Below are 23,316 nucleotides of genomic sequence, written 5' to 3'. Positions count from 1 at the left end.
AGCGGGGTCAGGCCCGGGCGGCCATGGGGTCGCCGATCGGTTCCGGCGTGCAGGTGCAGACAGGCCCGGTCTCTCCGGCGGTGCACGAGGCCTGGTGCAGGAGGGTGCTGGCGTCCGGGTCGAGCGCGTGGTCGGCGCAGGCGTAGACGGGCACGGTGTCGTCGGGGCCGCCCTCGTCGGGCCGGGCGCGGCGCTGCCACTGCACCACAGGCGGGGCTCCGCAGGCGCAGGTGATCATGCGTGGATCCAATCGACGTACATCATGCTGGCTCCCTCGTTCACGAACGCGGTGGCCAGGGTGCCGCCGCTGTTCTGGCCGCCGGCGATTTCGATGTAGTCCCCGACGGCCAGCTGCAGAACGTGGGTGGCTTCGGGGATGCCCATCAGGGTGCCGGCGCCGTACAGCGACGCGCCGCCCTGGATGAACGCCGCGTTGATGTGGACACGTGCCCCTCGGGAGCCGGTGCCGTTGATCGCGAACGCGGCGCGGCCGGTGACCCGGTACCAGCCCGCGAGCTGGCACGTGTACCTCGAGGTGTTCGTCACGGTCGAGTGGCCGTTGTACGAGTCGATGACCTCGCTGTCGAACGTGAGGGTCTGCCAGGTTCCGTTCGCGACGTTCTGCGTGACGGTCTGTTTCAGGACGGCCATCGGCGGGTTGAGCAGCAGGGTGATCTGGTCGCGGATCTCCTGGTTCATGAGGGCCGCGGTCACGACCTCGCCGACGACCCAGGTGCGCGGTGTCGCCATCGGCTACCTCACCCTCGTCGGCCGGGTGTCGTCCGTCGGAGGCTGGCCGCCGGGCCCACCGCGCGTAGGCGGTCCGGGCTTGTCCCGGGCCGGCGGTGTCGGCCGCGGCCGGTCCCACGAATCGTCGTCGGCCGCCCACCAGTTCTGCTCATGGGGGGCGCGGGCGGTGACGGCCGCCTCTGCCTCGGCAACCCTCTCGGGGAAGACGATGCGAGCCCACCCCCAGCCGCACTCCGGGCAGGCAAAACGCGGGTCGCCAGGGGTGACCACCTGCGCACTGCCGCACAGGCAGTCGGCGACCCACCGGCCGTGGTTGATGCGGGCCTGAACCGTCGCTCCGATCAGCATGCCCGCGGGCGGTACGACCCGGCGCTGCGTCGTGTGCTCGTACCAGCGCCACACCCGCTCGGCCGGCGGGACGAAGTCCCACGCGTTGGCCGGCAGGCTCGGCGGTGGCAGATAGAAGGACTCCGTCCGGCGGACGGGCGTCTGCTGTTTCACGGGCGCCTCCCTAGTAGCCGAGCCTGGTGGACGTACCGAGCACGCTGTACGTGGTGTCGTCGAGGGTCCACACCGCGTCCGTCTGGGCGCGTGAGGTGTGGAACTGGATCCGGTGCCGCTCCTGGCCGATCTCCTCGACGTAGCCCTCGACGACCGCGGTCGCCGTCGAGGCGGGTGCCGACGCCGGAAAGCCGGTGACCTGGAGGACGGTGGAGATGTCCGCGTCCAGGAGGATCCGGTAGGTGGCCACCGACTGCGCGTATGCCTGGATTGGCAGCTCGCGCAGTTCCGGCCTGGGCACCGCGTACCGGGACACCCGCCAGTTCGCCGCGTCCAGGACCTCACCGTCGGTGATCTTCAGGATCGTGTCTTCCTTGGGGGCAGGGCCGAACGCGGCGACCGACTCGGCGGCGACGACACGTTGGGTGGCGCCGCCAGGCCGGACGACCTTGTACTGGTTGACCAGCTTCTGGTCGTCGTCGGCGAGGGAGACGTCTGCGGTCTCCAGCTCGCCGTAGTCGATGCTCAGGGCAGGGGCCGCGTTGTAGCGGATCGTCCTGCTCTGGAACAGCAGTGCATGGCCGTCACGGTGGGAGGCGAGCCGGCCGCCCTCGGTGGACTCGACGGCTCGCATCATCTCTAGGGCACTGGACCCGCCGGCGCCCTGGGAGGCGACGGCCGAGAAGTCGCCGACGGGGTCGATCGCGGCGATGCCTGCGTACCCCGAGAGCCGGAGGATCCGGGCGTCGGCGTCCTCACCGGCGTACCCGGTCGTGCCCGCGTCGTAGTGGTCGGCGATCAGGGTCGGCGTGGCGTTCCCGGTGTAAATCGCGGCGTGGGCGACGGAGCCGTCCCATAGCTGGTCCGGGTAGCCGCCGATGGACAGGTACCGCAGGGCCAGCATGCTGGTGACCGTGACCGAGATCGGCGCGCCGCCGTCGATGTACACGTCCTGGTTGAGCTCGTCGTACACGACGTGGTGCCAGGTCCCGTCAGCGAGGTTCGTCGCGTTGACGGTGCTCACGGTCCGGGTGCCACCGCTCCCGGTGTGCTCGATGATCAGATAGCCGGAGCCGGTCAGCCCGAACACGATCTCGTGCTGGAACGTGTTGGACCGGGCGGCCATGAAGTAGCGGCCCGCGGTCGACGTCTGGAACCAGCACTCGAACGTGATGTTCGTGAGGGTGGTCTGCTCCTCGGCGTAGGCGCCCATGTAGGCGTCGAGGCGGATCCCGTTTGCGGCCCCGGCCGGCGCGAACTTCAGGACGTTCACCCCGGTGGCCGCGGGGCCTGCCGTCTCGAAGAACGTGACGGTGCCGCCGGTGCCGACCTGCGCCTGGACGAGGCTGCCCGCGCCGGTGCCTGCGATGTCGCCGGCGGACACGGACGTCGAGGGTTCGGTCAACGGGTAGTAGATGACCGGCAGCAGCTCCTTGATCTCCTCCGCCAGGAGCGTGTCGAGCTGCGGCAGCTTCGACAGGATCTTGAAGAAGTCGGTGGCGGTCAGGTCGACGACGGGCTGCAGCCCCTTCCAGCCGAGGTTCCACTGGTTGACGACGCCGTAGAACCGCCAGTGCACCCGCGCCCCGACGCTGTCGAGTGAGGTCGCGGACGACCCGACCTCGACCTGCACGTCGTCCAGCCAGACGGAGTTCCCGATGCTCGGCGAGGTGAGCGTCGTAGTGAGCTGCACGGTGTGGCTGGTGCTCGTCGCGGTGAACGTCTTGGTGATCTGCGTCCAGGCGCCGGTGACGGCCGAGGCTGTACCCGGGCTGCCCCCGTCGATCAGCCAGCGCACCGAGGGCGAGCCGACCGGCACCCACACCCAGCCGGACAGTGTGTACGTCACCCCGACGTCCAGGCCGTACACGGTCTGCTCGATCACCCCGCCGGTACTGGTGTTGTTCCAGCCCACCGCCAGGGAGTACGTGCCGCTGTGCGCCTTGCCGTTGTCGGGGATGACCGCGAACACGGGGGAGGTGGTGCTGCTGGCCCACTGGTCCATGCTCGCGTTCTCGAAGCCCGGGTTCCGGACGTAGTTCTTCCCCGACAGGGTGATGACGCCGAGCTGGATCGGGCAGTCGGGGCGGACCCACGGGTAGTACGGCGAGCTGGCCAGCTCAGCGGTGAACCTGCCGTCGGTGTTGTCGAGGGTCAGGCTCATGGTGCTGGGCTGCGTCTGGGCCAGCTCGTCGGAGGCGCCCCGGGTCAGGCGGATCTGTGAGGCGAGGTCGGCCCACTGGCTGATGTCGGTCCAGGTCACCGAGGTGGCCAGCGGCGCGAACCCGAACGCGACGCGCAGCGCGATCCTCACCGTCATTGCATGATCACCCCAGTCGGTAGGCCGAAGTCGCGTTGCAGCTTGAGCATCAGCTCGCGGATCTGCCGGGCCACCGCGAGCGGATCGAGCGCACCCTGCACGGTGATCTGCGGAGCGAACACCACCCCGCTGCGCGCGGCAGGCAGAACACCGGCCGCAGCCGGGGCCCCCACCGGGGTCGGCATGCGGCCCGCGTTCAGGGTGTCGAGGAACGGCTGTCCGAGCCGGGACACCGCGGACGCCTTCAGGACGTACTCGCCGTCTGACAGCCAGGCGGGGACGCTGTCGGAGGTGCTGGTGCCCGGGCCCCGGACGATGCCGCCGCCGGCGCGCGTGAGTACGCCGTTGACGATCCGGGACCTGTTCAGCGAGGAGTCGATCAGGTTCCGGGACACGACCGTCACGGTCACGGTCTTGGAGTGGATCGAGGCGAGCTCGGCCCGCGCCTTGGCTGCCTTGGCCTCCAGGTCGGAGATGTGCGCCAGCAGCTGGGACCGCTTCGAGGCGGGCACCGACGACAACTCGCCCTTGGCCACCGCGATCTGCTGCTCCCAGCTGGAGATGTTCATCTTCAGCCGGTTCTCGGCCAGCCGCGGCGCGACCTCCTGAGTGAAACTGCGCGTCTTCTCCTCGGCGGCGTTCAGGCCACCGACGAAGTTGTTGCGGAACGTGTTGAACTCAGCGCTCGCGTTACGCAGCTTGTCGCCGAGCCCGGGGATCCACCCGAAAGACGCAGTCGCTGCGTCGACGACCATGCCGACGCTGTCGACGGCCATGGTGGCGAATCCATTGAAAGCGGACACGATGTAGGGCAGGGTCCGCAAGGCACCCTCGGCCATGGCCATCAGGGCGCTGCCGAACATCCTCGCGTATTCCATGATCCCAAGCTTGTTCCGCTCGATCGACTCGTGCAGACGCTGCAGCGGGCCGCGGATGTTCTCGACGGAGGAGCCGGCGGGGAGGAACGCGTCGAGCATCGCGCGGCCGGCCGACTTCGCCGCCACGGCGAACGGCTCGAGCAGCAGCCACACGGACTTGATCCCGTACTCCAGGTCATGGAAGAAGGGATAGGCGAACCGCACGGCGGCACCGAGCCCCTCCAGCGCCAGCTTCAGCAGGTTGCCGGTGAGGATGAAGCCCTCACCCAGGGACGGGCCGAAGGTCCGCGCGACCTCGCCAGCGAACTTGCCCAGGGCGCCGAGGGTGGTGGTCAGCATGGTGAACAGGCCGGACAGGAAGCGGCTGGAGCCGTCGACTCCGGTCTGCAGCCCCTGGAACATGGAGGGCAGCCCCTCGCCGAGCAGGCTGCGCAGCCCGCCGGACAATGACTTCAGGGTGGGCTCGCTCGCTGCGCCGAAGCGGAAGAACCCCGTGGTCAGGCCGCCGAGTCCGCTGCTCAGTTCGCGTACAAACCTGTCGCCGAGCTGCAGGACGTGAAACAGATCCTGCTGGAACCCGGAGTCCTTCAGCAGCCGGCCGACCCCGGCCGCCGCGTCACCGAACCCCTTGCCCATGATGGTCGCCGCGTTACCGACGATCTTGAGCAGCGGCCCGGACTCCTTCAGCGCCTGGGTGAAACCGGGCAACATGGCCTTCTGGACCTCGTCGCCGAGCCCGGAGAACTCCTTCTTCGTCGCGACGAGTTCCTTGGTGAAGGCGCGCGCCTCGGGAGTCAGGCCCTTGAGTGCTGCCGCGTACTCCTTCTTCCCCTTGCCCGCAGCCTCGACGGCCTCGCCGACCCCGTCGAACCCGAGCTTCATGGTGATCGCGGCGATACCGAGCCCCGCGATCATGGGGACCAGGGCGCCGAGTGCAGGCAGCAGAGACAGCGCCGCGATCCCGGCCACGGCCCCCATGGCTCCGCCCAAACCGCCGCCACTGCTGCCGAGCTCAGCACCCGCTGCGCCGGCGGACGAACCGAGCCGGGTCAGGGAGGGGCGGGCACGGTCGGCACCGTCGCCGAGGTGGCGAACCCGCACAGAGCTGTGCTCCGATGCGTCGCCCACCTCCCGGACCTCGACGGCTGTACCGGCCGCCTCCCGGGCGAGTAGATCCGCGCTCTGCGCAGCTGTGACGAACCGGCCGCGCAGGTCACGGACCCGGCCTGCGGAATCGCGAGTGAACTGCTCCACCTGGACGTTCGCATGGTGCGCCGCGTCGCCCAGCTCGCGGACTGCGGGCGCGGCGTGGCGGGCGCCGTCGCCCATCTCGGTCGCGGCGTGGCCCGCGTCGCCGAGGTCTCGGCCGAGCTCCTGCAGGCCGCCGCCCGCCGCGCGGGTGAAGGCGCGGAGCTCGCCCCCTGACTCGTCCACCGCATCGTTCAGCCGGCGGTGGAAGCGCTCGGCGCTCTCGCCGATCCGGCGGAACACCGGGCTGAGGTTGTCGTCGCCGTCGAGGATGAAGGCCATGCGCTCAGCCACTGGACCCCCTCGCTGCATCGGTCTGGTGGCGGTCGATCCAGTCGCACAGCACGTCGAACTCGTCGACGGTCAGCTCGTCGACGTCACGAGGCCCGAGGTGCAGAAGGTGAGCGAACAGCCCGAGGTACCTCAGCCGTCGCTCGGCGAGTCCGCCGCCGTCTCTTTTGGGGGCGCGGCCGCGGCGGCAAGCGCCTCGTCAACGCTGTCCGGGTCCGCGGCGTAGTGCCGCAGGTCAGCGATTGCCTGCGGCTGCCGCTCCTCGGGAAGGCTGGCGATGTCCGCGGCGAACGCGGCGACCTCGCGCGCATCGAAGCGGCTGTACAGCTCGTCGACGGTGGGGTCGAAGTCGGCCCAACGCAGAGTCGGCTGAGACCGCTTCATCAGGACCCAGACGATTCCGCGGAGCGCCGTCGGGTCGTCGTCGCGCAAGCCGATCTTGAGGTCGGCCCACTTCATGTCCGTGGTCCGCTCGACGATCTGTGCCTCCGACGTCCGTACAGACCGGGCGTCGAAGTGCTGCTCCTCGCCGTCGGCAGGGCGGTACACGATGATCAAGGGAGCTCTCCTTCATTCGAGGCGCTGGCGGACGTCGTGCAGGATCCGCTCGACCTCGCGCTCCATGCGGGGCCGGTGCCGGCGGATCGTGGACTCCCACCACAGCGGGGTGGTCGTCTGGGTCGCCCAGCGGCGCCGGTTGCCGAACACCGGGTGCCGGATCCGGCCCGAGTTCAAGACCGTGGGCATGTTGCGCAGGTCGGGGGGCAGCGCGGCCCGGTCGATCCAGACCCGGGCCCCCGGGTTGGCGGTGCCCCGGACCGAGATGCGGATCGCCGCGGCGATCGTGGCCCGCAATGGCCGGGTGGTCGGTGACGGGCCGCTGCGGCCGGCGCCGCCCGCGCTGCGGATCGGCAGCGAGCGGACGGTGCGCTGCAGGTCGTTTCGCAGCGGCTCGGCGGCCCGCCGGATCCGCCGCTGCATGGAGGCACGGACCGGGGCGCCGGCCGTAGCGTGCAGCCGCCGGGACAGTTCGAGCAGGGTCCCGGTGTTGATGATCCGGATGTCCCGGGTCACGGCTACACCGTGGTGTCGGTGGAGATGTAGACGATCGACGGCTGGTTCGTGCCGTCGTACAGCGCGGTGAAGCCGTAGCTGGGCTTGACGACTTCGAAGCCGTCGATGTTCGGCGGCGCGTCATCGATCTTGATGGCGGGCAGTGTGATCCGGAACGTCTCGTAGTACGTCGAGGCGATGTTGGCGCCGACCCACTCCAGGACCAGCGACGTCGCCGCATCCGAGGTGTGCAGGTCATCGAGGGTGGTGGACACGTAGTCCATCTCGATCGTCCCGGTGATCTTCACCAGGTCGTTGGCGATCGGTTCCTTCTTCAGCCCCGACTGCCCGGCATAGAACCGGTCGGTGGCCATCGGCCTCTCGATCTTCACGCTCACCTTGCGGACGCCGTCGTGCGCCGTCTCCGACGCGAACGTGCCGGTCTTGACGGTGAGCTGCCCGAAGTGGAACGGGCTCCGGGCCGGGTAGCTGGCGGTGGCCAGGGTCTGCGTCTCGTCGCACGTCTTGCCGTCGATCTCCCACGACGACGTCAGCATGTCGCCGACCTCGCAGGAGAACTCCGCGCCGGTCACCTTGCAGCCGGTGAAACTCTTGTCGGTCACCGTGCCGGTCGTGAGCGGCACGCCCTTCTGAATCGTGAGCGACTTGCCGAAGGAGTCGGCGAGGGTGTGGGTCTGCAGGTAGGCGGTCGTGACTCCCTGCTGCACCGGGGTGACCGTGGTACCCATGAGGGCCTGCAGCAGCAGCCCCATCCCGCTGTTGGTGACCTCCATGTCGATCGACCCGGTGGCCTCAAGCTGGGTCAGCACGCGCCGGTTGGACAGAGGCAGCAGCCGGCCCGCGGCGATGCCCGCTGACTGGGCCGTGGTCTTCTTCAGGACCAGGGACTCCTTGGAGAACTCCAGGAACTTGGTCGGTGCCACGAACGTGCCGTAGGTGGACTCGGCGACGATGCCGAGCTGGCCGCCGAGGCCGGATCCGATCGCCATCAGACGTCACCCTTCTCGCTCTTCGCCGCGGCCTTCTTCGACGCGGTCTTCGGCTCCTCGACGCCCTCCCAGTTGGGGGGCTGGCAGACGTACCCGTCGTAGCGGTCATCGGGGACCTCGACGACCTCGTCGGGCTGGACGGTGCGCCCGCCGAGCTCGGGCACGGTCACCGGGACGTCACCGACGTAGCGGACCTTGGCCATGGGCCTTCTCCTTAGATGCGGGCCCGGCATCGGACCGTGAATGCGATGCCAGCCAGCACGCCGTCTGACTGGAGCTGGTACAGGTCGCCGGTGACGAGGTGCGCCCACAGCACGGCGCCGCCAAGGGTGGGAGCCTCGGGGGCCGCGTCGGTGGCGCGCAGCGCGTTCTCGGCCTCGGCCAGGAGCTCGAACGCCCGGGCCCGGCGGGCGGCCATGTCGGTGCCGCCGGCTCGGGACTCGGCGTAGCAGGCGATCTCGATGTCCTCGTCCCGGGTCCGGGCTCCGGCCGACGCGAACGCCTGGCTCAGACTCACAGCGGCGTCCGCCCCCGGCTGGTGCCCGACGTACAGCCAGTCCCCTCCGGTCAGGTTGTTCGTCGGGGGACCGTCCACGACGGTCACGCCATGCAGCCCGGGCGCGGACCGCAGGATGGTGAGCAGCCCGGCGACCGCGGCCGGGACGGCGGAGGTCGCCATCTACGCCACCCCCGGCGGGAGCCGGTGCGGCTCCATGAGCTGCATGGCCCGGTTCGGGATGGCGTACCCGAACCCGGCGACCGGCTCGGTCACCGAGAAGTCCTCGCCACCGCCGAGCCCGGACAGTGCGCGGCTCGCCCCGTACTTGGTGCGCCACAGGTGCTGGAGGATGATCCGCGCTGCCGCGCTGAGGTTGGACGGGACAACGGTCCGGCCGGCCACGTAGATGACCCGCAGCAGCGGCCCGAACAGCAGGCCGCCGTCGAGACGCCGCAGGATGCCGTTCGAGTCGGCGTGCAGCTCGGCACCGGCATACGTCTCGCCACCGGCCAGGACCCCCGCGGCGGACGTCACCGACAGCACCGGGGTCCGGCGCAGCGCCAGCGCGGCCACGCCCCAGGCCGACACTGTGTGATCCTCGATGACGGTCCGGCGGACGCACGGCCCGCACAGCGCCTCGACGAGCTCGGTGACCGACTCCAGCCAGGGCCGGATCTCCTCGTCGTGACTGGTGTCGTCAGAGGGGAGAGAGAGGTGCTGGCGAGCGTCCGCCAGGGACAGGATCAGCAGCGGCTCGGCAGCCCGGACGTCGAACACGTCGGTGTATGCCGCGGCCGGGGTGGTGAATGTCCAGCGGACCGCGTGGCGGCCAGCCTGGACGGTGGTGTAGTCGACGGCATACTCGCCCGTGCCGCTGGGCGGGTTCGTGACCGCCGGGGACGTGGTAGTCCCGTCGGGCAGGGTGATGGTGAGGGTAACGGTGCTGGCGTTGGTGAGCGTGCCACCCGCGTCGCAGCAGTCGGCGCGCAGGCGGACCGCGTCCCCGAGATCGAACGGCACGACTCGCTCCTACTCCGGGTCGACCTCGCCGAGGAGGTCACCGCGGTGCTTGAGGATGCCGGCGCGCGCCTGCCCCTCGGCTTCGGCGTCGAGGATCCGGCGGCGCTCGTCGAGGTCCGCGACACCGGCCAGCCGGGCCAGGACATCCTTCACATTGTCGGCGCCCGGGTCGTACCGCAGAGGCGGCGGCGGGGCGCCCAGCGTGCGAGCCTCACCGGGGACAGCCGTGGCCATCTCGGCGGCCCGCGCTGTGCGCGCCGCAACATGGGTGTCGGCGTCCTCGAAGAGATGACCATGGGTGCGCAGCACCGGATCCTTCTCGTCGACGAGCTGGCCCCCCGAATACACCCGCGGAGATCCATTCATCCAGATGGTGAACGCTGCCTTGCATCGCTTGATCGGCATGGAGGGTCCCTAGCTGTGTGAGATCGGCCGGCGCCGGGGGAAGGCGCGCACGATCGTCGCGCCGAACGTACCGCCCGACGTGGCGCCGGACGTGGTCACCGACGCGCGCAGGTAGCGCTTGGAGCCGATGTAGCCCAGCTCGTAGAGCACGTCGTCGTCGGCCGCCACCAGCGTCGGTGCCGAGCCCTGAAGGTCGGCGGCCGCCACGGTGCCCCAGGCGCTGTTGTCGTCGGACTCCTGGAGGATCACGGCGTGCGAGCCGTCGGTCATCGTCCCGGTGTGGACGATGAGCATTGCCGACCGGCAGGCGTCCTTGTTCTCGTTCAGATCCACAGTGGTGCCGTTGACCGTTCCGTTCGTGCGGGTTGCGACGGTCAACGTGACCTTGGCCCGCGCGAGGCCGTACAGGCTGTTGCGCATCAGTTCTCCTTCCGGAAGGCGGGCCCCCGCCGGCACGGCGGGGGCACTGCAGGGTTAGGTGACGTTGAGCATCCGGAACGCGCCGTCGTTCACCGAGTCGGCGCCGACGCGGTAGTACGCGTACCAGCCGCGCTGACCGGTAGGCCGCCGGTTGGAGCCGACCAGGTGCGGGATGAACTCGACGGTGACGCCGACCCGGTCAGCGATCACGTAGTTCGACCAGTCGCCGTACACCGCGAGGTAGTTCTCCGCCGCGGCCGTCACGGTCCCATCCATGTCCTCGGACTCCAGGGCGGTACGGCCGAGGAGCTGACCGGGTACGTCGGCACCAATGCGCTCCCACATCTGTGCCCCGCCACCGGAGTCGAACTGGCGGATCAGGTTGTAGACGGCCCTGTTCGCCAGCCACGCGGCGTTGGCCCGGTACCGAGCCGGCAGCGCGTTGTCGACCTTGTAGATGTCCGCCGCGGCGAAGGTATCGGTGGTCGTCGAGGTGACGATCGAGCTGGTGCCGGTCAGAGCGGTGATGATGCCGGTCGGCTGCCCGGAGCCGGTGCCGGTAGCAAACGCCGCGCTCTCCAGGACGTCGCGGCCGAACGCCAGTAGGCGGGCCACCTCCATGGTGACGTTGGCTTCGTCCTCGAGGGCCTCGATCGAGATCGGGACGAAGCCGGACGCCTTGTAGATCGGGACGCTGGGCTGCGCGAAGGTCGTGGTGTCATCGGACACCTCGGCGCCCTCCGCGTCCCAGCTCCAGGACACGGCACCGCTGCTCACGCCGTTCCAGACATCGCCGGTGGCTACGACCTGCCGGGCCACCTCGCGGATCTGGTTGCGACTGCCGTTGGCGGTGATGATCACGGTCGGGTCGAGCTGGAACGGCACCAGGTAGCCACCGGCGCTGTCGGTGAGCGACATGGCCCGCTCCAGGGCCCCCTGCTCCTCCGGCGAGATCAGGTGCCCGCGGCCACGTGCGACCTTCGACCAGGCACGCAGATACTCCGGGCCAGACGTGGCCAGGCATAGCTTGGCGATCCGGGAGTCACTGTCATCGAACTCTTCGATGATGCTCGTGCCAGCGGCCCGGACGCGGTCGTTGGCGCCGGCCATCTTCTCGATCGCGGACAGCGCGCGGGCCCGAAGCTCGTGCGCCACCGCCTCCTTGGACCGAGAGAAGGTGCGCACCTCGGAGAGGTCCCAGGGATTGCGGAACCGGCGGTCTTCTACGGAATCGGGGTTGTGGATGGGGTCGAGGTCGTACCCGTCGGAGCCATACGACGTCCCGGCCGCAGCACGGACGGCCGTGGCGGAGGGGCGGCGGTCGCTGACCGCCGAGGCGGAGCGGACCCGCTCCAGCGCTGCCAGCCGCTCCAGCTGCCGGCGGTGCTGGTCGACCTCACCGAACTCCCGGGTGAGCTCGTCGAACTGCTGCTCGTCCTCGGCGGTCAGCTCAGCCTTGGCGCCGAGGCGCTCCAGCTCGGCCTCAATGTCCTTCAGGCGGATCTTCGCCTGGGGGTAGGAAAGCTCCATGATTCACGCGTCCTTCGCGTCGATGAGCGCCAGCGTCTGGCGCATGCGGTCCCGGGCCTCGGTGATGTACGCCCGCAGACGCTCACTGGCCAGGGAAGGGGACGGGTGCCCATCGGCGGGCGGCGCGTCGGTCGTGCTGAGTGCAGGCGGGTGCTCTGGAGCGAGCGGCGCGCCTTGGATCTGTCGGAGCGAGTCGCGGACGGCGACTGCCATCCGGTCCGGGTCGATGTCGCCGCTGATGTCGACGACGAGGTGGTCGCCGCGCCGCGGTTGCCCGGGGCGGCCGAAGAGCAGCGAGGTGGCCACCTCGCGGCGCAGGTTGGGGTCTTCGGGCACCACCGGCGCTGCGGCGTCCCGAGCGAGGGACTGGCGGATTTGCCGTGCGGCATGGCCGTCGTGGACCAGCTCGTCGGCCATGCCGCGGGCCCGCACCGACACCTCAGTCCCGCCGTAGGCCGGGAACACTACGGGGCCGAGCTCGCGGCACCGTACCTCGATGATTTCCCGCTGGAGCGGACCTCGGTCTCCGGGCATCCACAGCAGCTCGCCGACCTGTTCGATCGGTACGAGCTTTCCGGCGGCGTCGCGCCACTCCTCGCGCACCACCTCGAACCGGAAGGACATGCCGTTCACGGTCTTCTCGGCGATCGCGTCGCGGATGGGCTGCATCAGCCAGTTGTCGGAGATGCGGCCCTCGACGTACAGGCCGTGGTCGTCCTCGCGGAGATCGGTGATCGCGCCGATCGGAATCGAGCCGATGAGCGGGTGCCGGCCGTGGTCGAACTGCATGACCGGCGTCGACTCCCGGATGGTCTTCCGGAAGGCTCCCTTGCGGACCGTCTCTGTGAAGGTGCCCTCCCAGGAGTCGATCTCGGTGCTCTCGCCGAAGACTGCGGCGTACCCGGCGAGGGTGCGGCCGTCGTCGGCCTCCCCGCCGGCTGGCGCCTCGGCGCGGAACGGCGCGGACCTCACCAGGTCGCGCGCGACGGCATGGACTGTGCCCATCACGGGCCCTCCTCGTCGGTCGGTGACGCCGGCTCGGCGGTCGGCATGCCGGGGGTCCCCGGCGGCTGGAGCATCACGGAGAACAGGCCGGTGTGGACCAGCAGGCTCAAGTCCTCGGAGTCGACCGCGGCGACGACGGACTCCGGGGTGTACCCGGAGTCGGTCAGGGCGCGGATCGTCTGCGAGCGCCGCCACACGATCTCGGCGGCGTCCTTGCGGTCCTCCCGGAGGAACGGCACGTCACGGGGGTCGTACCAGAGCCGCGAGGAACCTCCGATAGGCCCGATGAGGTGCGCAAAGCTCCCGGCGACGTTGGCCCACAGCGGGTGGACCGTTCCGTCGGCGAAGCGGCGGCGGGCCTGCGCGTAGTTGGAGTACGTCGCCGCGGCCAGGCCCTCGGACAGGCCGACGATGACGGGCGGCACGCCGGCCGCCGCCGCGATGCGGGTCTCACCGGCTCCCTGAACCCGGGAGAAATCCATCTGAGAGAAGGAGTTGCCGACGACCGTCACATCGGCGCCGCCGCCCAGGTACAAGGTCTTGTAGGCGTTGTGGGCGCCCTTGTGGCCCGCGTCCATCTTCGCGGCGAACTTCTCGAAGGCGTCCGGGGTGATCTCTCGCGGCATGCTGACCACAAGGTTCGGGGTGGCCGCGTTCTCGAAGAAGCGCGCCTTGTGGGCCGACATCAGCCCGTCCGTGCTGGTCTCCCGGAGGATCGGAGTCATCCATGACATGCCCCGGTACGTGGCCAGCGGGTCGGGCTTCGGGGCGAAGTGCGCGACCTCGTCGACCAGGAGTGCTACCGGCTCGGCGCCGGAGTGGATGCCACCCTCGGTGTACAGGTAGCCCAGCCGGCGCCAGCCCAGCACCCCGCTACGGAACTTCCGGGGCTCGAGGACGATCTGCACCCAGTCCGGGCGCATCCTGACGAGCTCGTCGCCGTCCCGTGCCCAGTAAGCGTTGCCTGCGAGGTCGGCGTCCTGGATGACACGGGCCAGGAGATCCTGGGTCGTGCCGCCGGGCCAGGGGTGCTCCAGCAGGGCGAGGTCGGCCGTCCCGAACATCTCGGACGGCCGGCCCTTGTGGAGGCGCTGCCAGGTGAACCGGACGGAGGAGAAGACGTCCTTCCTGACGTCCATGCAGCTCGACAGCACCCCGTTCGTAGCCGCGCGGACCGCATACGTCCGGAAGTCGTTCGGGACGGGCTCAGCGGCCTGCCCCGGCAACGTCAGCTGCACCCCCAGAGGGTTGTACGCCCCGCCCACGGCATTGACGTAGTCCTCCAACGAGGCGATCTGCCGCTCCTCGGCCGGAGCCCGGCGCCCTCTGGACGCCCGCCACAGGGTCGTCATCCGCTACCCCTCCCATCACGTCGCGGCGGGTCCACGTCGGCCACCAGCAGGCAGTACGCGGCCAGCAGCACCCCGCCTACGACCAGGCCGAGGGCCAGGCCGAGGCCGAGGCCGGTCCCGGCAGCGACGAGGGCCCCGCCCAGGACGGTACCGGCCCGCGCCAGGCCGGCGCGGCTCACAGAAAGACGGCCCACGGCTCCGGCTCCTCCTCTGGTGTGTCGTCCCTGGTCCGCAGGCCCCAGGCGGCGAGGGTCACGGCGACGAGTGGGCTGATGTCGACCGAGACCCCGCGGCGGGCCCAGGCCCATGCCTCGCCCAGCTCACGCTTCCGGGCTCCGGCGAGGGACGCGGCGAGCGGCGCCTGGTCGAGGTGCACGAGGGTCTGCTCCGTGACCGCGTCGTAGAACTGACCGCAGGCCTGGGCCACTTCCCTGACCCGGGGCACGGTCACGGTGAGTCCCGCCCGCTCCAGGTCGGCGATCAGTGCGCCTGCCGGGCCGCCGCCGTCGATGACCCAAGCGCACGGGTTCCAGCGTTCTTGCAGGTCAAGTGCCCTCTCTAGGATCCAGCCGACGCCGGGCCGGTGGTCGACGACCTCGACGTGCACCGCGTTGCCAGACACCCCGGCAACGGCGATCGCAGCGTGTGACCGCTCTGGAGTCATGTCGATTGCGAACGCCACCGGGTCGGACGGTGTCGAGTCGCTGTCGGCGAGGGCCCGCCAGGCATCCTGACCGATGACGGACCAGGTGTCAGTCCGGTCGGACGGGTAGTCGCCGACGCCGAGCCGCTCCCGGGCAAACACGGCTGGCGACATGCTCAGCCGCTCGCGCTCGATGTGCTCGGACGTGATGCGGAAGCCGAGCGCCGGGTTCGCCTTGGCCCATGCCGCCGCATCGCCCTGGTCGTCGTGCTCGGTGCAGCTGGCTGGGCACTCGACGAGGTGGGGGTCGATAGACCACTCGAAGTAGGCCAAAGAGGGGTCGGGTTCGCCCTCCAAAGCCCGCAGGGCCCGTTCCCGGAGCCTGCCGAGCTGCACGGACGGCCCTCCGATGCCTGACGAACCCAGGTACCAGATCTGCGGGTTCGGCCGGGCCGACATGGTGGGCATCAGCGCGCCCATCGCCTCGTCGCCGAGGTGCATCGCCTCGTCGAGGATGTTGGTGTCCCCGGAGAAGCCTCTGCCCGAGCCGCCGGACCGGGCGAGGAACCGGAGCCGCTGGCCCGAGAGCAGCTCGATCGACTCCTCGCCGGTGGTCCGTCGGACCCTCGCCACCCGCCTCCGCAGGTAGTCACTGTTCGTCACCAGCGCCGTGACCCGCCGGAACGCCTCGATCGCCGTCTTGAACTCGTGAGCGCTGTGCAGGATGAGCTCCTCGCCGAGGAGGAACAGGCCGGCCAGCTCCCGGGCCTCGATGATGGCGCCCTTGCCGTTCTGGCGAGGGACGTTGACCGCGACCTCGAACGCGGACCAGCGGCCGTCTGCGCGCTCGCCGAGGCCGAGGTCGAGGATGTGCTGCTGCCAGGGGTCGAGCTGCAGCCCGGCGAGGGCAGCGAGCTCGACGGCCTCTTGGCCGGAGGAAGAGAGGAAGGGCGGCGCGATGTGGAGCCGGGGCCGCTGGGCGCCGCGGGGGTCAGGCGCCACGGCGTGCGGCGCGTCGAGCAGCGAGGTCATCGAGCTCATCCCCCTCCGCCTTGCCGGGCGCGACCGCGCGGAGCTTGTCGAGAGTGGCCCGCAGTTCTCGGCCGACCACTGCCGCGCTGGTCGGGGCCTCCGCGTCATCGAGGTGCTGGGCAAGGGTGATCGCGAGAGCGCAGAGCCCGGGCGCGAGGTGCGCGACGCCGAGCGCGAGGATCTCCTCCCGGGTGGCCTGCTCGTTATCGATCTTGGCCACCTCCCCCGTGACAGTGTGTGACGGTTACGGAGAGTCGCTAAATCAGGAACGCTGCCATTCCCGAAGTAGATCTTGAAATCGGCCTGCGCAAAAAACCGGGCGACAAGTGCGGTTTGGGTCGCCCGGCGCCTTGAAATCCTCGACGGCCATAGGCCCCTCCCCCCGGGGGGTCGGGGGGTCGCAGTGTCGCGATCCGTGATGAGCTTTCGATCATGGTTCGGCGCCGCGCGGCCCAGCGGGCCGGGGCAGGCGGTGGGGTGGGGGAGCGGCTGCCGCTCGGGCTACCAGGGGCGGGAGGCCTGCGTACCGGTGCGCTCGCCCACGGTCCTACCCCGCCGGCTGTACCACCGGGTGGCCACCGCCTCCATGCCTGTGTGGCGCATGTCGCGGACGCGCTGCATGACGATGTCCCGGCCGGGGTCGACCACGATGATCTTCGCGCCGAGTCGCGTGTACCGGGCGGTGGCCTTGGCGCTGGGCATGGTGTGGATCAGGTAGACGTCGGTGGCCTCACGGTGTTTGACCGCCTCATCGATCGCGGCGAAGCGCGCCCGGAGGGAGACCTTCCGGAGGATCTCGTCCTGGTTCCAGTTGGGGGCACCCGGCCCGGAGAGAGCGAGGGTGATGCGGTCGAGGTCGATGACGATGTCGGTGGCCTGCGCGCGGGCGGCGATCCAACTGCTCTTGCCCGCAGCCGGAGGGCCGGTCACGACGTACAGCATGCAGCCCGCCTCCTCACGCCTGGCGTTCGCGCTCCATCAGCAGGTTGGCGGTGGACAGCCAGGAGCAGGCGAGCTGGTCGAGCCTCTCCATCAGCGCGAGATTGGTCTCCAGCTCCGCTTGTTGCAGCAGTCGGGCGGCGTTGCCGATGGCCTCATCCACGGTGAGCACGTCACCACCTCCTTGACGTCCCGGGTGTACGGACGGTTAGCCGGTTGCCGCGGCGGGAGTTGCACCGCCGGTGCGCACTGCGGGCATTGGCCGGATCGAGGAGGTCGCCGCCCTTGGACAGGGGGACGAGGTGGTCGAGGGTGAACGCGGCCGGGTGGCGGCCGGCTTCGGGGCCGGTGATCTCATACGGGATGTCCTGGCCGCAGATCCAGCAGGGCAAGCCGAGGGACCGTTGTCGGGCGCACAGCGTCCGGTACGGGCGCCCGTTGCGGGGGTTACCGGCCACGGCCGCCACCTCGTCATGTTGCCGGTACGGTCCACTCTGCAGGCTCGGGGAGGAGCTTGGTGGTGTACAGGGCCTTGGCCGGCCGCTGGGCGGAGGGCACGGCATACACGGTCTTGCCGCGGACGCAGTCACCTTCCTTGACAGTGGCCTCCCACGGGTATTCCGGCTTGGGGAAGTCACCGAACGTAGTGCCGCTGGGCTCGATGCGTGTGCCGTCGGTGTAGGAGAGGACCCAGGGGAACCGCGACGTGCTGACGGTGCCCTTGGTGCTGCAGACCTTGAGCTCCAGAGCTGCCCACACGTAGCCGTCGGTGCCGTTCTCCTCGTCGGCGCTCTGCTGCGCCCTGACGCCCTGCTGGTATCCGATGACCGTGGCTGTGGCGACGGAGCCGTCTTGCGCGGCGCTGGTGGTCACCGTCTGGCCGAAGGCGAGCGGTGCGGCGCGGGTGGCACTGGGTGAGGCGCTCGCGGAGGCTGAGGACTGCGCGGTGCTCGGCGAGGGGCTGACGGCGGGCTTGTCGTCCTGGGTGCTGCTGCAGGCGGTGAGGGCGAGCAGGAGTGCCGTGGTGCAGGCGGCTGTGGCGCGGGCGTGCATGTGGTCCCCCAGTGCGGTGGTGGTGAGGGAGCATCATGCGCGGGGCCGGGCGTCGGCCGTGGCCGAGTTGCCGTTTCGTGACGCGTCAGGTCACGGTGAGTGTTCCGGCGCGGCGAACGATCAGCTCGTCGTTGGGCGGGTCGATCTTGATCCAGACGTGCCAGTCACCGCGGGTGAGTGTGGCGGCGCCGTCGGGCCCGACGAGAACGCGTGCGGTGCTGCTGCCGTCCCACTGGCCGTTGACCCACTGGCCAGAGCTGGGGTTCGCCCGGTTCGCCGCGGGGAGGAACGCGAACTGCGGCGCGGTGCCGGTGAGGTCGATGCCGGCGGGCGCGGTCGTCACGGCGACGCTGACGTACTCCAGGCTGCTGGCGGGGATCACCACGGTGCTCGAACCTCCCAGCCTGGCGTAGGGGCGGCGACGGCCCAGCGCGCGGCCGGGGCACCGACGGTCAGGGTGATGTCCGGGTCGAACAGGCCGACGCTCGGGGCATACACGGCCGCGGTGGACTCGATCCGTCCCGGCGTCGCGGTGACCGGCCCGGTGGTGAGCGCGGGCGCGTACAGGGCGCCGGTGGACTCGATGCGCGCGGGCGTGGTTGTGACGGCACCGGGGGCCGCGGCGGCCGCGTACAGCGTCGAGGTGGACTCGATGCGCGCGGGCGCCAAGGTAGCGGCGCCCGGGGCCAGGGTGGCCGCGTACAGCGTGGCGGTGGACGCGAGGAGTGCGGGGGAGACGACCTGGTCCCCCGGGGCGATGGCGAGAGTCCAGGCGGAGCCGAGGGCGGACTGGTCGGCCGTCCAGACGCGGGAGCCGATCGTCCCGGACACGGTGGCGTCGGAGTCGCCCCACGCGCCGGAGCAAGCGCCGCTGCCGGAGGTGGTGAAGGCCTGCGCGCGGCGGGTGTGCCCCGCGGGCGCGGTCCAGGCCGCCGTCTGCGGTGTCGCGGCGCCGCGGGAGTCCCAGACGATGCCGATCTCGCGGCTGGCCGCGCCCACTGAGCCCAGGGACGGGGTCGTCTTGGTGGTGGCGGCCACGGACGTGTTGGACGCGGAGGCGATCGGGTTGGATGCGAGCGCGCCGCGGACGCGGCCGAGGAGGAGCACCTGGCGGATGGCCCCCGTGTTCGGGGTGACTGTGATGCTCGCGCCGAGGTCGCCGGCCTCGGCGATGCGCCACCACAGCTGGGACATATGCCCGGACTGCATGGCGGTGCCGAGGCTGGTCCAGGCGCCGGCGCCGCCGGAGATGGAGAACGTCCGGCTGCCGGACGGCATGACGCAGGCGGCGAGGAGGAGGTCACCGACGGCGACTGACCCGTCGTTGGGGACGGTGGCCGAGGCCGAGTTGCCGGAGGAGAGGGTGACGGTGTCGGCGAGGTGGGCGAGTTGACCTACGGCCATGGCGCTACCTCACAGAGCGAAGATGCCGGAGGCGTTCCACTGGATGGTGATGTTGCCGCCGTTGGGGGTCACGGTGATGCCGTCGACGTAGGCGATCAGCTCGGCGGTCGCGTCGCTGCCGGTGTGGTGGTAGAGGATGACCGCTTCGACGCTGTCGCCGGTGACCGAGGAGAGGGTGACGTCCGCGGCGTCGAACACGCCACTGGTGATCGTCTTGGAGCCGAGTGCGGCGGACACGGCGACGCGAGCGGGCGCGGGGACGTCGTCCAGGAAGTCGTGGGCTGCGCTGTACGCGTAGTCGGCGCTGTCGATGATGATCGCGCGGATGTCGGCGCTGCTGAGGTTGATGCCGCCGCCGAGGAGCAGCTGCTTGAAGGCGGGGTAGAGCGCGCTGGCCACGGGTCCTCCCGGTGGTGATCGGCGGGGTGGCGCCCGGGGCCCTCGACCCGGGCGGTTGTCCCCGCTGAGGTGCCTGTGATCCGTCTGTGACGTGCGAGAGCCCCGCACGGTGGCGGGGCTCTCTGAGGTTCGTGTCCGGGCATGCCGGGCGTGCCCTCACTGTTACACCTGCGACTAATGCCAGTCAAGCGGCCTGTGGCGTTAGTCGGGCTTGGAGTTCGTTGAGGTCGACGAGGGTTCGGCCGGCCTTGTCGTGGCCGTGGTGGGTGAGGTGTCCACGGTGGAGCCAGACGCGGATGGTGCCGGGTCTGGCTCCGGTGGCGGCGTGGGCGGCGTAGAGGTCGACGAGGAGCGGCTCGGGCATGACTCCAGTGTGCCGCTACTGCCGGCCGGGGTCGCGGCTGAGAGGGCAGCGGGCGAGGGCGCCGTGCGGGTCGCGGTGCAGGACGTTCTTGGGCGGCTCGCCGGGCGTCGAAGCTGATGGTGCCGCCGCAGCCGCAGGGTTGAGTGATCATGATTCCTCCAATTGAGTATCCGTCCCTTACTTCAATCACGGCGGTGCGGACAGGGCGCGGACCCCAACTTTTCTCGGGGTGTCCGCTACGGGCAGCCGCAGCCGGGCTTGGTCCACCACCCGCAGTTAGTGCAGTAGGTGGGGTTCGCGCACAGCCTGTGGATGAGGGCGTGGACGTGGCGTCGCATGGGCTTGTCCTGGTGGTCTACGGCCCGGTCTACGGGCGGTCTACCGCCTCTTCCGGAGGACTTTGACCTGCGTCTACATCGCCGGAAGGGGCGGGAAGGGGTTCGCGGGGGAGTAGAGCTTCGATGTCGGCGGCCTTGATGCCGGACAGGCCGGTGACGGCCCCGATACGGAGGCTCTTGTGGATTGGGAGCTGGCAGGCGACGAGGAGCGCGCGGATCCGGGCATCGTCGAGGTGCTGGCCGGCAGGGTGGCCCTGAAGGGCGTCGTACAGCTCGCGGAGGTGAATGCCGGGCCGGTCGCCGATGAGGCCGAGCAGGCCGTCGAGGAAGTCGCCTTGGAGCTGTTCGAGGCTCGGCGGGACGGGCCGCCCTGCGCGCCAGGCGGCGACGGCCAGGGCCGCCGCGGCGGCCGGTCCGGCGAAGGGGACTTCCGGGAGCGCCTGGCCGACGTGGCCGAGGGCGTAAGCCGCCACCCCGTAACGGAGAGCGAGGCTGCCGATGGTGTCGCCTGCCAGGCGGCGGCCGAGCTCTCGGGCAAGGGCCCGGCCGCCATCGGTGAGCTGCTGCGCGTGGTCGGCCCGCCGATGGAACCAGCACTGGCACGGCGGTCCGGGCGCCTCACGGAGTGACGCGAGGTCGTCCGTGAGGTCGAGGGTGTCGTCCTCGGGGCCGATCACGTCAGGCGTTGCCGACGAAGGTGGCGAGCATGCCGCCGACGCTGCCGAAGAGGCCGCCGATGAGCGCGCCGACCTGGGTGCCGGACAGGGACAGGCCGAGGCCGAGGCAGACGAAGCCGGGGAGGAGGTGGAGTTTCTTGGTGTCCTTGCCGTGCTTGTGCATCTGCCAGGCCCAGCCGGCGAGGACGATGACGAGCAGGACGGAGATGGGGACGGAGCCGCCCTGTCCGGTGGGAGCGTTGGGTGCGGCCATGGTGTGGGCGCTGGCGGTATCGATGGCGGCGAGCAGACTGGTCTTCACGTGTGGGTCCTTCAGTACGAGAGGGCGACGATGGCCGCGATGAGGGCGAGGGCTCCGAGGACGGCCCGGGCGAGGAGTTTGTGTGCGCGGCTACCGGCGGGCAGGAGGCGCAGGAGGATGAGCGCGGCGAGGATGGTGAGGAGTCCCCAGTAGCCGAGCCCGTGGTAGGTGATCACGGGTAGAACCCCGTCCGCTCGCGGTCGCTCTGGGGCTTGGGCTTGCGCCGGTCCCGGGACAGGACGGTGCGGACGTAGGGCTCATCGACGGTGATGCGGTTGATGCGCTGTACGCGGTCGACGATCTCGGCGGCCTTCGGCTTGGCGCCGAGCGCGGCGGCCGCGTCACGGATGGCCTGGGCCTTGTCGACGGCCAGGGGGCTGGTGACCTGGGGCGCATCATGCGGCGCATCAGGTGCATCGTCACGTTCAAGGGTGATGCTGGCCGGGGTGCGGCCGAGGATGAGGGCGACCTGGACGGCGTCGACGATCACGCCGTAGGTGATGAGAAGCGCGGCCAGCTCGGCGGGTGGCATATCAGGCTGCGCACCATGAGCGATGCGGATCGCATCACCCGGGTCCATTTCGGCGAACCTCTCGCGGAGCACCGCGGTCGCGGTCCGGTCCTTCGGGGGCGGGGTGGGCGCCCGGCCTGCTGCCTCGATGTGGTCGAGGGCGCGGCTCTTCATGGCTTGGCCGGCTTTGCCGGGTGCGAGGAGCCATGCCCAGCCGCCGAACGCGGGTGGCCGGTAGGGCTGTTCGCCACGGCTGGCTCGGGCGGCAGCCCGTGGACCGGCCCAGGCGAGCTCGGACACTGCGAGGAGGGCGAGGGTGGGGACCGAGAACAGCACGCTGGCAGCGGGGCCGCCGTCGATCAGGTCGGCGTGGAAGTCGTTCAGGTAGACGCTGGTGCCAGCCATGGCGAGGGTGGCTAGGCGGGCGCCGACGGCGGAGCGGCCTTCCTTGGATGCCTCGGAGGCGAGGTGCTGGCAGGCGTAGGCGATGCCGTCGAACACGGCGACGGCTGCTGCGGCGACGACCTCGGGCGCGTCGTAGTGGCGGCCGACGGCGTACAGACTCCATCCGGCCGTCAGCAGGGCGGCGAGGGACACCACGGAGCGGGCGAGCCGCCACGCGGTGATGGCCCCGGCCATGCTGACGAAGCGTGAGCTGGGGTTCACCGGTCACCCCCACTCACGATGCCGTCGAGCTGGCCTGCGAGGGTCCGCAGGTGCACGGCGTGGACGGTGAGGGTGGCGGCGAGCTGCCGGAGGCCGGCGGGGTCGAGGGTGCGGGCGAAGCCGCCCTCTTCGATGTACAGGCCGGTCTCGCGGCTGCCGCTTCCGAAGGGATACTGCGTGAGCATCGCCCTGAACAGCTCGTCGCCGTCGAAGCGGAAGATGTGCTCCGGCCCCGTGTGGCTGAGGTCGGCCTTGTACTGGGGCAGCCGGATGTCGTGCTGGGTGCACCAGGCCGGGCAGGTGAGGGTGATCAGCCCGTGGTCGACGGTTGGCACAGTGACGGTGCGCGGCGCGTTCATGCGGTCACCCCCTGGGCTGCGAGGCGCAGCTGGGCGGCGTACTCGTCGCGAGTGGTGCCGGGCCGGACAGCCGGGGCGAGGGCGAGGATCTCGCGCTCGGTGGCGATGGCGGCGGAGCAATCGGCCGTGTGCAAGAGGCCGGCGTACCGGTGTGCTTCGGTGACGCGTGTAGCCTCGTCCATGGGGTCCTGCGGGTCGACGACGATGAGCGTGTCGGCGATGCACTGCAGGAGGGTGCGGCAGATCTCGGTGGGGTGGCTGGTGATCTCGGTCATCGTGCACCGCCGGGGCGGGTGGCGCGGACGCGGCGGAGGGCCTCGTCGGGGTTCGGGTCGCTGTCGCCCGGGT

Annotated in this window: 33 protein-coding genes; 1 reads left to right on the top strand and 32 read right to left on the bottom strand. The window is 70.5% G+C overall.

Annotated elements, in window-relative coordinates:
- Positions 1 to 7 precede the first annotated feature (7 nt).
- From ACFY1T_RS08660 to ACFY1T_RS08530, 27 genes are all read right to left on the bottom strand, one after another.
- Positions 8 to 238 (bottom strand): hypothetical protein, encoded by a 231-nt coding sequence (locus ACFY1T_RS08660; protein WP_390787559.1) that lies wholly within the window; start codon positions 236 to 238, stop codon positions 8 to 10.
- The gene (locus ACFY1T_RS08655; protein ID WP_390787558.1) at positions 235 to 750 is read right to left on the bottom strand and encodes a hypothetical protein; all 516 of its coding nucleotides are present in this window, start codon (positions 748 to 750) and stop codon (positions 235 to 237) included. The genes ACFY1T_RS08660 and ACFY1T_RS08655 overlap by 4 nt, the downstream gene beginning before the upstream one ends.
- A 3-nt stretch (positions 751 to 753) precedes the next feature.
- Positions 754 to 1,251: a hypothetical protein gene (locus ACFY1T_RS08650; RefSeq protein ID WP_390787557.1), complete on the bottom strand. Its 498-nt coding sequence runs from the start codon at positions 1,249 to 1,251 to the stop codon at positions 754 to 756.
- A 10-nt stretch (positions 1,252 to 1,261) separates the two neighbouring features.
- Positions 1,262 to 3,571: a carbohydrate binding domain-containing protein gene (locus ACFY1T_RS08645; protein WP_390787556.1), complete on the bottom strand. Its 2,310-nt coding sequence runs from the start codon at positions 3,569 to 3,571 to the stop codon at positions 1,262 to 1,264.
- The gene (locus ACFY1T_RS08640) at positions 3,568 to 5,991 is read right to left on the bottom strand and encodes a hypothetical protein (protein WP_390787555.1); all 2,424 of its coding nucleotides are present in this window, start codon (positions 5,989 to 5,991) and stop codon (positions 3,568 to 3,570) included. Before ACFY1T_RS08640 ends, ACFY1T_RS08645 begins: the two co-directional genes overlap by 4 nt.
- 129 nt (positions 5,992 to 6,120) lie before the next feature.
- On the bottom strand, positions 6,121 to 6,546 hold the full coding sequence (locus ACFY1T_RS08635; RefSeq protein ID WP_390787554.1) for a hypothetical protein: 426 nt from the start codon (positions 6,544 to 6,546) through the stop codon (positions 6,121 to 6,123).
- Between the two features lie 12 nt (positions 6,547 to 6,558).
- Positions 6,559 to 7,062, bottom strand: a complete 504-nt coding sequence (locus ACFY1T_RS08630) for a hypothetical protein (protein WP_390787553.1) — start codon at positions 7,060 to 7,062, stop codon at positions 6,559 to 6,561.
- Positions 7,063 to 7,064: 2 nt separating this feature from the next.
- Positions 7,065 to 8,051 carry a phage tail tube protein gene (locus ACFY1T_RS08625; RefSeq protein WP_390787552.1) on the bottom strand — a complete coding sequence of 329 codons (987 nt, stop codon included), beginning with the start codon at positions 8,049 to 8,051 and terminating at the stop codon, positions 7,065 to 7,067.
- Positions 8,051 to 8,254 (bottom strand): hypothetical protein, encoded by a 204-nt coding sequence (locus ACFY1T_RS08620; protein ID WP_390787551.1) that lies wholly within the window; start codon positions 8,252 to 8,254, stop codon positions 8,051 to 8,053. Before ACFY1T_RS08620 ends, ACFY1T_RS08625 begins: the two co-directional genes overlap by 1 nt.
- 11 nt (positions 8,255 to 8,265) lie before the next feature.
- Positions 8,266 to 8,730 carry a hypothetical protein gene (locus ACFY1T_RS08615; protein ID WP_390787550.1) on the bottom strand — a complete coding sequence of 155 codons (465 nt, stop codon included), beginning with the start codon at positions 8,728 to 8,730 and terminating at the stop codon, positions 8,266 to 8,268.
- Positions 8,731 to 9,570, bottom strand: coding sequence for a hypothetical protein (locus ACFY1T_RS08610; RefSeq protein WP_390787549.1), 840 nt, complete (start codon positions 9,568 to 9,570; stop codon positions 8,731 to 8,733).
- A 9-nt stretch (positions 9,571 to 9,579) separates the two neighbouring features.
- Positions 9,580 to 9,936, bottom strand: coding sequence for a hypothetical protein (locus ACFY1T_RS08605; RefSeq protein ID WP_390787548.1), 357 nt, complete (start codon positions 9,934 to 9,936; stop codon positions 9,580 to 9,582).
- Between the two features lie 48 nt (positions 9,937 to 9,984).
- Positions 9,985 to 10,395, bottom strand: a complete 411-nt coding sequence (locus tag ACFY1T_RS08600) for a hypothetical protein (protein WP_390787547.1) — start codon at positions 10,393 to 10,395, stop codon at positions 9,985 to 9,987.
- Between the two features lie 54 nt (positions 10,396 to 10,449).
- Positions 10,450 to 11,925, bottom strand: a complete 1,476-nt coding sequence (locus ACFY1T_RS08595; RefSeq protein WP_390787546.1) for a phage major capsid protein — start codon at positions 11,923 to 11,925, stop codon at positions 10,450 to 10,452.
- A 3-nt stretch (positions 11,926 to 11,928) separates the two neighbouring features.
- Positions 11,929 to 12,930, bottom strand: a complete 1,002-nt coding sequence (locus ACFY1T_RS08590) for an HK97 family phage prohead protease (RefSeq protein WP_390787545.1) — start codon at positions 12,928 to 12,930, stop codon at positions 11,929 to 11,931.
- The gene (locus ACFY1T_RS08585) at positions 12,930 to 14,282 is read right to left on the bottom strand and encodes a phage portal protein (RefSeq protein ID WP_390787544.1); all 1,353 of its coding nucleotides are present in this window, start codon (positions 14,280 to 14,282) and stop codon (positions 12,930 to 12,932) included. The genes ACFY1T_RS08590 and ACFY1T_RS08585 overlap by 1 nt, the downstream gene beginning before the upstream one ends.
- A complete protein-coding gene (locus ACFY1T_RS08580; protein WP_390787543.1) occupies positions 14,279 to 14,476 on the bottom strand; it encodes a hypothetical protein in 198 nt (65 codons plus the stop codon). The genes ACFY1T_RS08585 and ACFY1T_RS08580 overlap by 4 nt, the downstream gene beginning before the upstream one ends.
- Positions 14,458 to 15,966 (bottom strand): terminase, encoded by a 1,509-nt coding sequence (locus ACFY1T_RS08575; protein ID WP_390787542.1) that lies wholly within the window; start codon positions 15,964 to 15,966, stop codon positions 14,458 to 14,460. Before ACFY1T_RS08575 ends, ACFY1T_RS08580 begins: the two co-directional genes overlap by 19 nt.
- Positions 15,917 to 16,177, bottom strand: a complete 261-nt coding sequence (locus tag ACFY1T_RS08570) for a hypothetical protein (protein WP_390787541.1) — start codon at positions 16,175 to 16,177, stop codon at positions 15,917 to 15,919. Before ACFY1T_RS08570 ends, ACFY1T_RS08575 begins: the two co-directional genes overlap by 50 nt.
- A gap of 281 nt (positions 16,178 to 16,458) precedes the next feature.
- Positions 16,459 to 16,899, bottom strand: a complete 441-nt coding sequence (locus ACFY1T_RS08565; protein WP_390787540.1) for a hypothetical protein — start codon at positions 16,897 to 16,899, stop codon at positions 16,459 to 16,461.
- Between the two features lie 13 nt (positions 16,900 to 16,912).
- Positions 16,913 to 17,068, bottom strand: coding sequence for a hypothetical protein (locus ACFY1T_RS08560; RefSeq protein ID WP_390787539.1), 156 nt, complete (start codon positions 17,066 to 17,068; stop codon positions 16,913 to 16,915).
- Between the two features lies 1 nt (position 17,069).
- Positions 17,070 to 17,459 (bottom strand): HNH endonuclease, encoded by a 390-nt coding sequence (locus ACFY1T_RS08555; RefSeq protein ID WP_390787538.1) that lies wholly within the window; start codon positions 17,457 to 17,459, stop codon positions 17,070 to 17,072.
- Positions 17,368 to 17,949, bottom strand: coding sequence for a hypothetical protein (locus ACFY1T_RS08550; protein ID WP_390787537.1), 582 nt, complete (start codon positions 17,947 to 17,949; stop codon positions 17,368 to 17,370). Before ACFY1T_RS08550 ends, ACFY1T_RS08555 begins: the two co-directional genes overlap by 92 nt.
- Positions 17,950 to 18,034: 85 nt before the next feature.
- Entirely contained in the window at positions 18,035 to 18,334 is a 300-nt protein-coding gene (locus ACFY1T_RS08545; RefSeq protein ID WP_390787536.1) for a hypothetical protein, read from the bottom strand.
- Complete coding sequence (locus ACFY1T_RS08540) at positions 18,328 to 19,353, bottom strand: hypothetical protein (RefSeq protein WP_390787535.1); 1,026 nt, start codon at positions 19,351 to 19,353, stop codon at positions 18,328 to 18,330. The genes ACFY1T_RS08545 and ACFY1T_RS08540 overlap by 7 nt, the downstream gene beginning before the upstream one ends.
- A 9-nt stretch (positions 19,354 to 19,362) precedes the next feature.
- Positions 19,363 to 19,752 (bottom strand): hypothetical protein, encoded by a 390-nt coding sequence (locus ACFY1T_RS08535; RefSeq protein ID WP_390787534.1) that lies wholly within the window; start codon positions 19,750 to 19,752, stop codon positions 19,363 to 19,365.
- 184 nt (positions 19,753 to 19,936) lie between these two features.
- The gene (locus ACFY1T_RS08530; RefSeq protein WP_390787533.1) at positions 19,937 to 20,116 is read right to left on the bottom strand and encodes a hypothetical protein; all 180 of its coding nucleotides are present in this window, start codon (positions 20,114 to 20,116) and stop codon (positions 19,937 to 19,939) included.
- A 517-nt stretch (positions 20,117 to 20,633) separates the two neighbouring features.
- On the opposite strand from ACFY1T_RS08530, the gene ACFY1T_RS08525 reads away from it, so the two are divergent.
- Positions 20,634 to 21,083, top strand: coding sequence for a hypothetical protein (locus ACFY1T_RS08525; protein ID WP_390787532.1), 450 nt, complete (start codon positions 20,634 to 20,636; stop codon positions 21,081 to 21,083).
- Between the two features lie 49 nt (positions 21,084 to 21,132).
- Here ACFY1T_RS08525 and ACFY1T_RS08520 read toward each other — a convergent pair whose 3' ends face one another.
- Genes ACFY1T_RS08520 through ACFY1T_RS08500 form a run of 5 tightly spaced genes read right to left on the bottom strand, consistent with a single transcriptional unit; the run spans position 21,133 to position 23,243 of the window.
- Entirely contained in the window at positions 21,133 to 21,432 is a 300-nt protein-coding gene (locus tag ACFY1T_RS08520; protein WP_390787531.1) for a hypothetical protein, read from the bottom strand.
- Between the two features lie 11 nt (positions 21,433 to 21,443).
- Positions 21,444 to 21,608: a hypothetical protein gene (locus tag ACFY1T_RS08515; protein WP_390787530.1), complete on the bottom strand. Its 165-nt coding sequence runs from the start codon at positions 21,606 to 21,608 to the stop codon at positions 21,444 to 21,446.
- Complete coding sequence (locus ACFY1T_RS08510) at positions 21,605 to 22,609, bottom strand: hypothetical protein (RefSeq protein WP_390787529.1); 1,005 nt, start codon at positions 22,607 to 22,609, stop codon at positions 21,605 to 21,607. Before ACFY1T_RS08510 ends, ACFY1T_RS08515 begins: the two co-directional genes overlap by 4 nt.
- Positions 22,606 to 22,944, bottom strand: coding sequence for a DUF6907 domain-containing protein (locus tag ACFY1T_RS08505; RefSeq protein WP_390787528.1), 339 nt, complete (start codon positions 22,942 to 22,944; stop codon positions 22,606 to 22,608). The genes ACFY1T_RS08510 and ACFY1T_RS08505 overlap by 4 nt, the downstream gene beginning before the upstream one ends.
- 20 nt (positions 22,945 to 22,964) lie before the next feature.
- Positions 22,965 to 23,243 carry a hypothetical protein gene (locus tag ACFY1T_RS08500; RefSeq protein ID WP_390787527.1) on the bottom strand — a complete coding sequence of 93 codons (279 nt, stop codon included), beginning with the start codon at positions 23,241 to 23,243 and terminating at the stop codon, positions 22,965 to 22,967.
- Between the last annotated feature and the right edge of the window lie 73 nt (positions 23,244 to 23,316).

It is taken from the genome of Streptomyces sp. NPDC001194, from assembly GCF_042896985.1.
In the GTDB taxonomy this organism is placed as follows: Bacteria; Actinomycetota; Actinomycetes; order Streptomycetales; family Streptomycetaceae; genus Streptomyces.
This window is presented reverse-complemented; position numbering and strand designations above follow the sequence as displayed.

Excerpts from the sequence above, each read along its gene's own strand:
- ACFY1T_RS08625 (WP_390787552.1), bottom strand. The coding sequence starts at position 8,051 with ATGGCGATCGGATCCGGCCTCGGCGGCCAGCTCGGCATCGTCGCCGAG.
- ACFY1T_RS08585 (WP_390787544.1), bottom strand. The coding sequence starts at position 14,282 with ATGACGACCCTGTGGCGGGCGTCCAGAGGGCGCCGGGCTCCGGCCGAG.
- ACFY1T_RS08555 (WP_390787538.1), bottom strand. The coding sequence starts at position 17,459 with ATGCCGTGCCCTCCGCCCAGCGGCCGGCCAAGGCCCTGTACACCACCA.
- ACFY1T_RS08530 (WP_390787533.1), bottom strand. The coding sequence starts at position 20,116 with ATGCCCGAGCCGCTCCTCGTCGACCTCTACGCCGCCCACGCCGCCACC.
- ACFY1T_RS08615 (WP_390787550.1), bottom strand. The coding sequence starts at position 8,730 with ATGGCGACCTCCGCCGTCCCGGCCGCGGTCGCCGGGCTGCTCACCATC.
- ACFY1T_RS08620 (WP_390787551.1), bottom strand. The coding sequence starts at position 8,254 with ATGGCCAAGGTCCGCTACGTCGGTGACGTCCCGGTGACCGTGCCCGAG.
- ACFY1T_RS08660 (WP_390787559.1), bottom strand. The coding sequence starts at position 238 with ATGATCACCTGCGCCTGCGGAGCCCCGCCTGTGGTGCAGTGGCAGCGC.
- ACFY1T_RS08605 (WP_390787548.1), bottom strand. The coding sequence starts at position 9,936 with ATGAATGGATCTCCGCGGGTGTATTCGGGGGGCCAGCTCGTCGACGAG.
- ACFY1T_RS08500 (WP_390787527.1), bottom strand. The coding sequence starts at position 23,243 with ATGACCGAGATCACCAGCCACCCCACCGAGATCTGCCGCACCCTCCTG.
- ACFY1T_RS08655 (WP_390787558.1), bottom strand. The coding sequence starts at position 750 with ATGGCGACACCGCGCACCTGGGTCGTCGGCGAGGTCGTGACCGCGGCC.
- ACFY1T_RS08540 (WP_390787535.1), bottom strand. The coding sequence starts at position 19,353 with ATGGCCGTAGGTCAACTCGCCCACCTCGCCGACACCGTCACCCTCTCC.
- ACFY1T_RS08595 (WP_390787546.1), bottom strand. The coding sequence starts at position 11,925 with ATGGAGCTTTCCTACCCCCAGGCGAAGATCCGCCTGAAGGACATTGAG.
- ACFY1T_RS08645 (WP_390787556.1), bottom strand. The coding sequence starts at position 3,571 with ATGACGGTGAGGATCGCGCTGCGCGTCGCGTTCGGGTTCGCGCCGCTG.
- ACFY1T_RS08565 (WP_390787540.1), bottom strand. The coding sequence starts at position 16,899 with ATGCTGTACGTCGTGACCGGCCCTCCGGCTGCGGGCAAGAGCAGTTGG.
- ACFY1T_RS08590 (WP_390787545.1), bottom strand. The coding sequence starts at position 12,930 with ATGGGCACAGTCCATGCCGTCGCGCGCGACCTGGTGAGGTCCGCGCCG.
- ACFY1T_RS08575 (WP_390787542.1), bottom strand. The coding sequence starts at position 15,966 with ATGAGCTCGATGACCTCGCTGCTCGACGCGCCGCACGCCGTGGCGCCT.
- ACFY1T_RS08600 (WP_390787547.1), bottom strand. The coding sequence starts at position 10,395 with ATGCGCAACAGCCTGTACGGCCTCGCGCGGGCCAAGGTCACGTTGACC.
- ACFY1T_RS08550 (WP_390787537.1), bottom strand. The coding sequence starts at position 17,949 with ATGCACGCCCGCGCCACAGCCGCCTGCACCACGGCACTCCTGCTCGCC.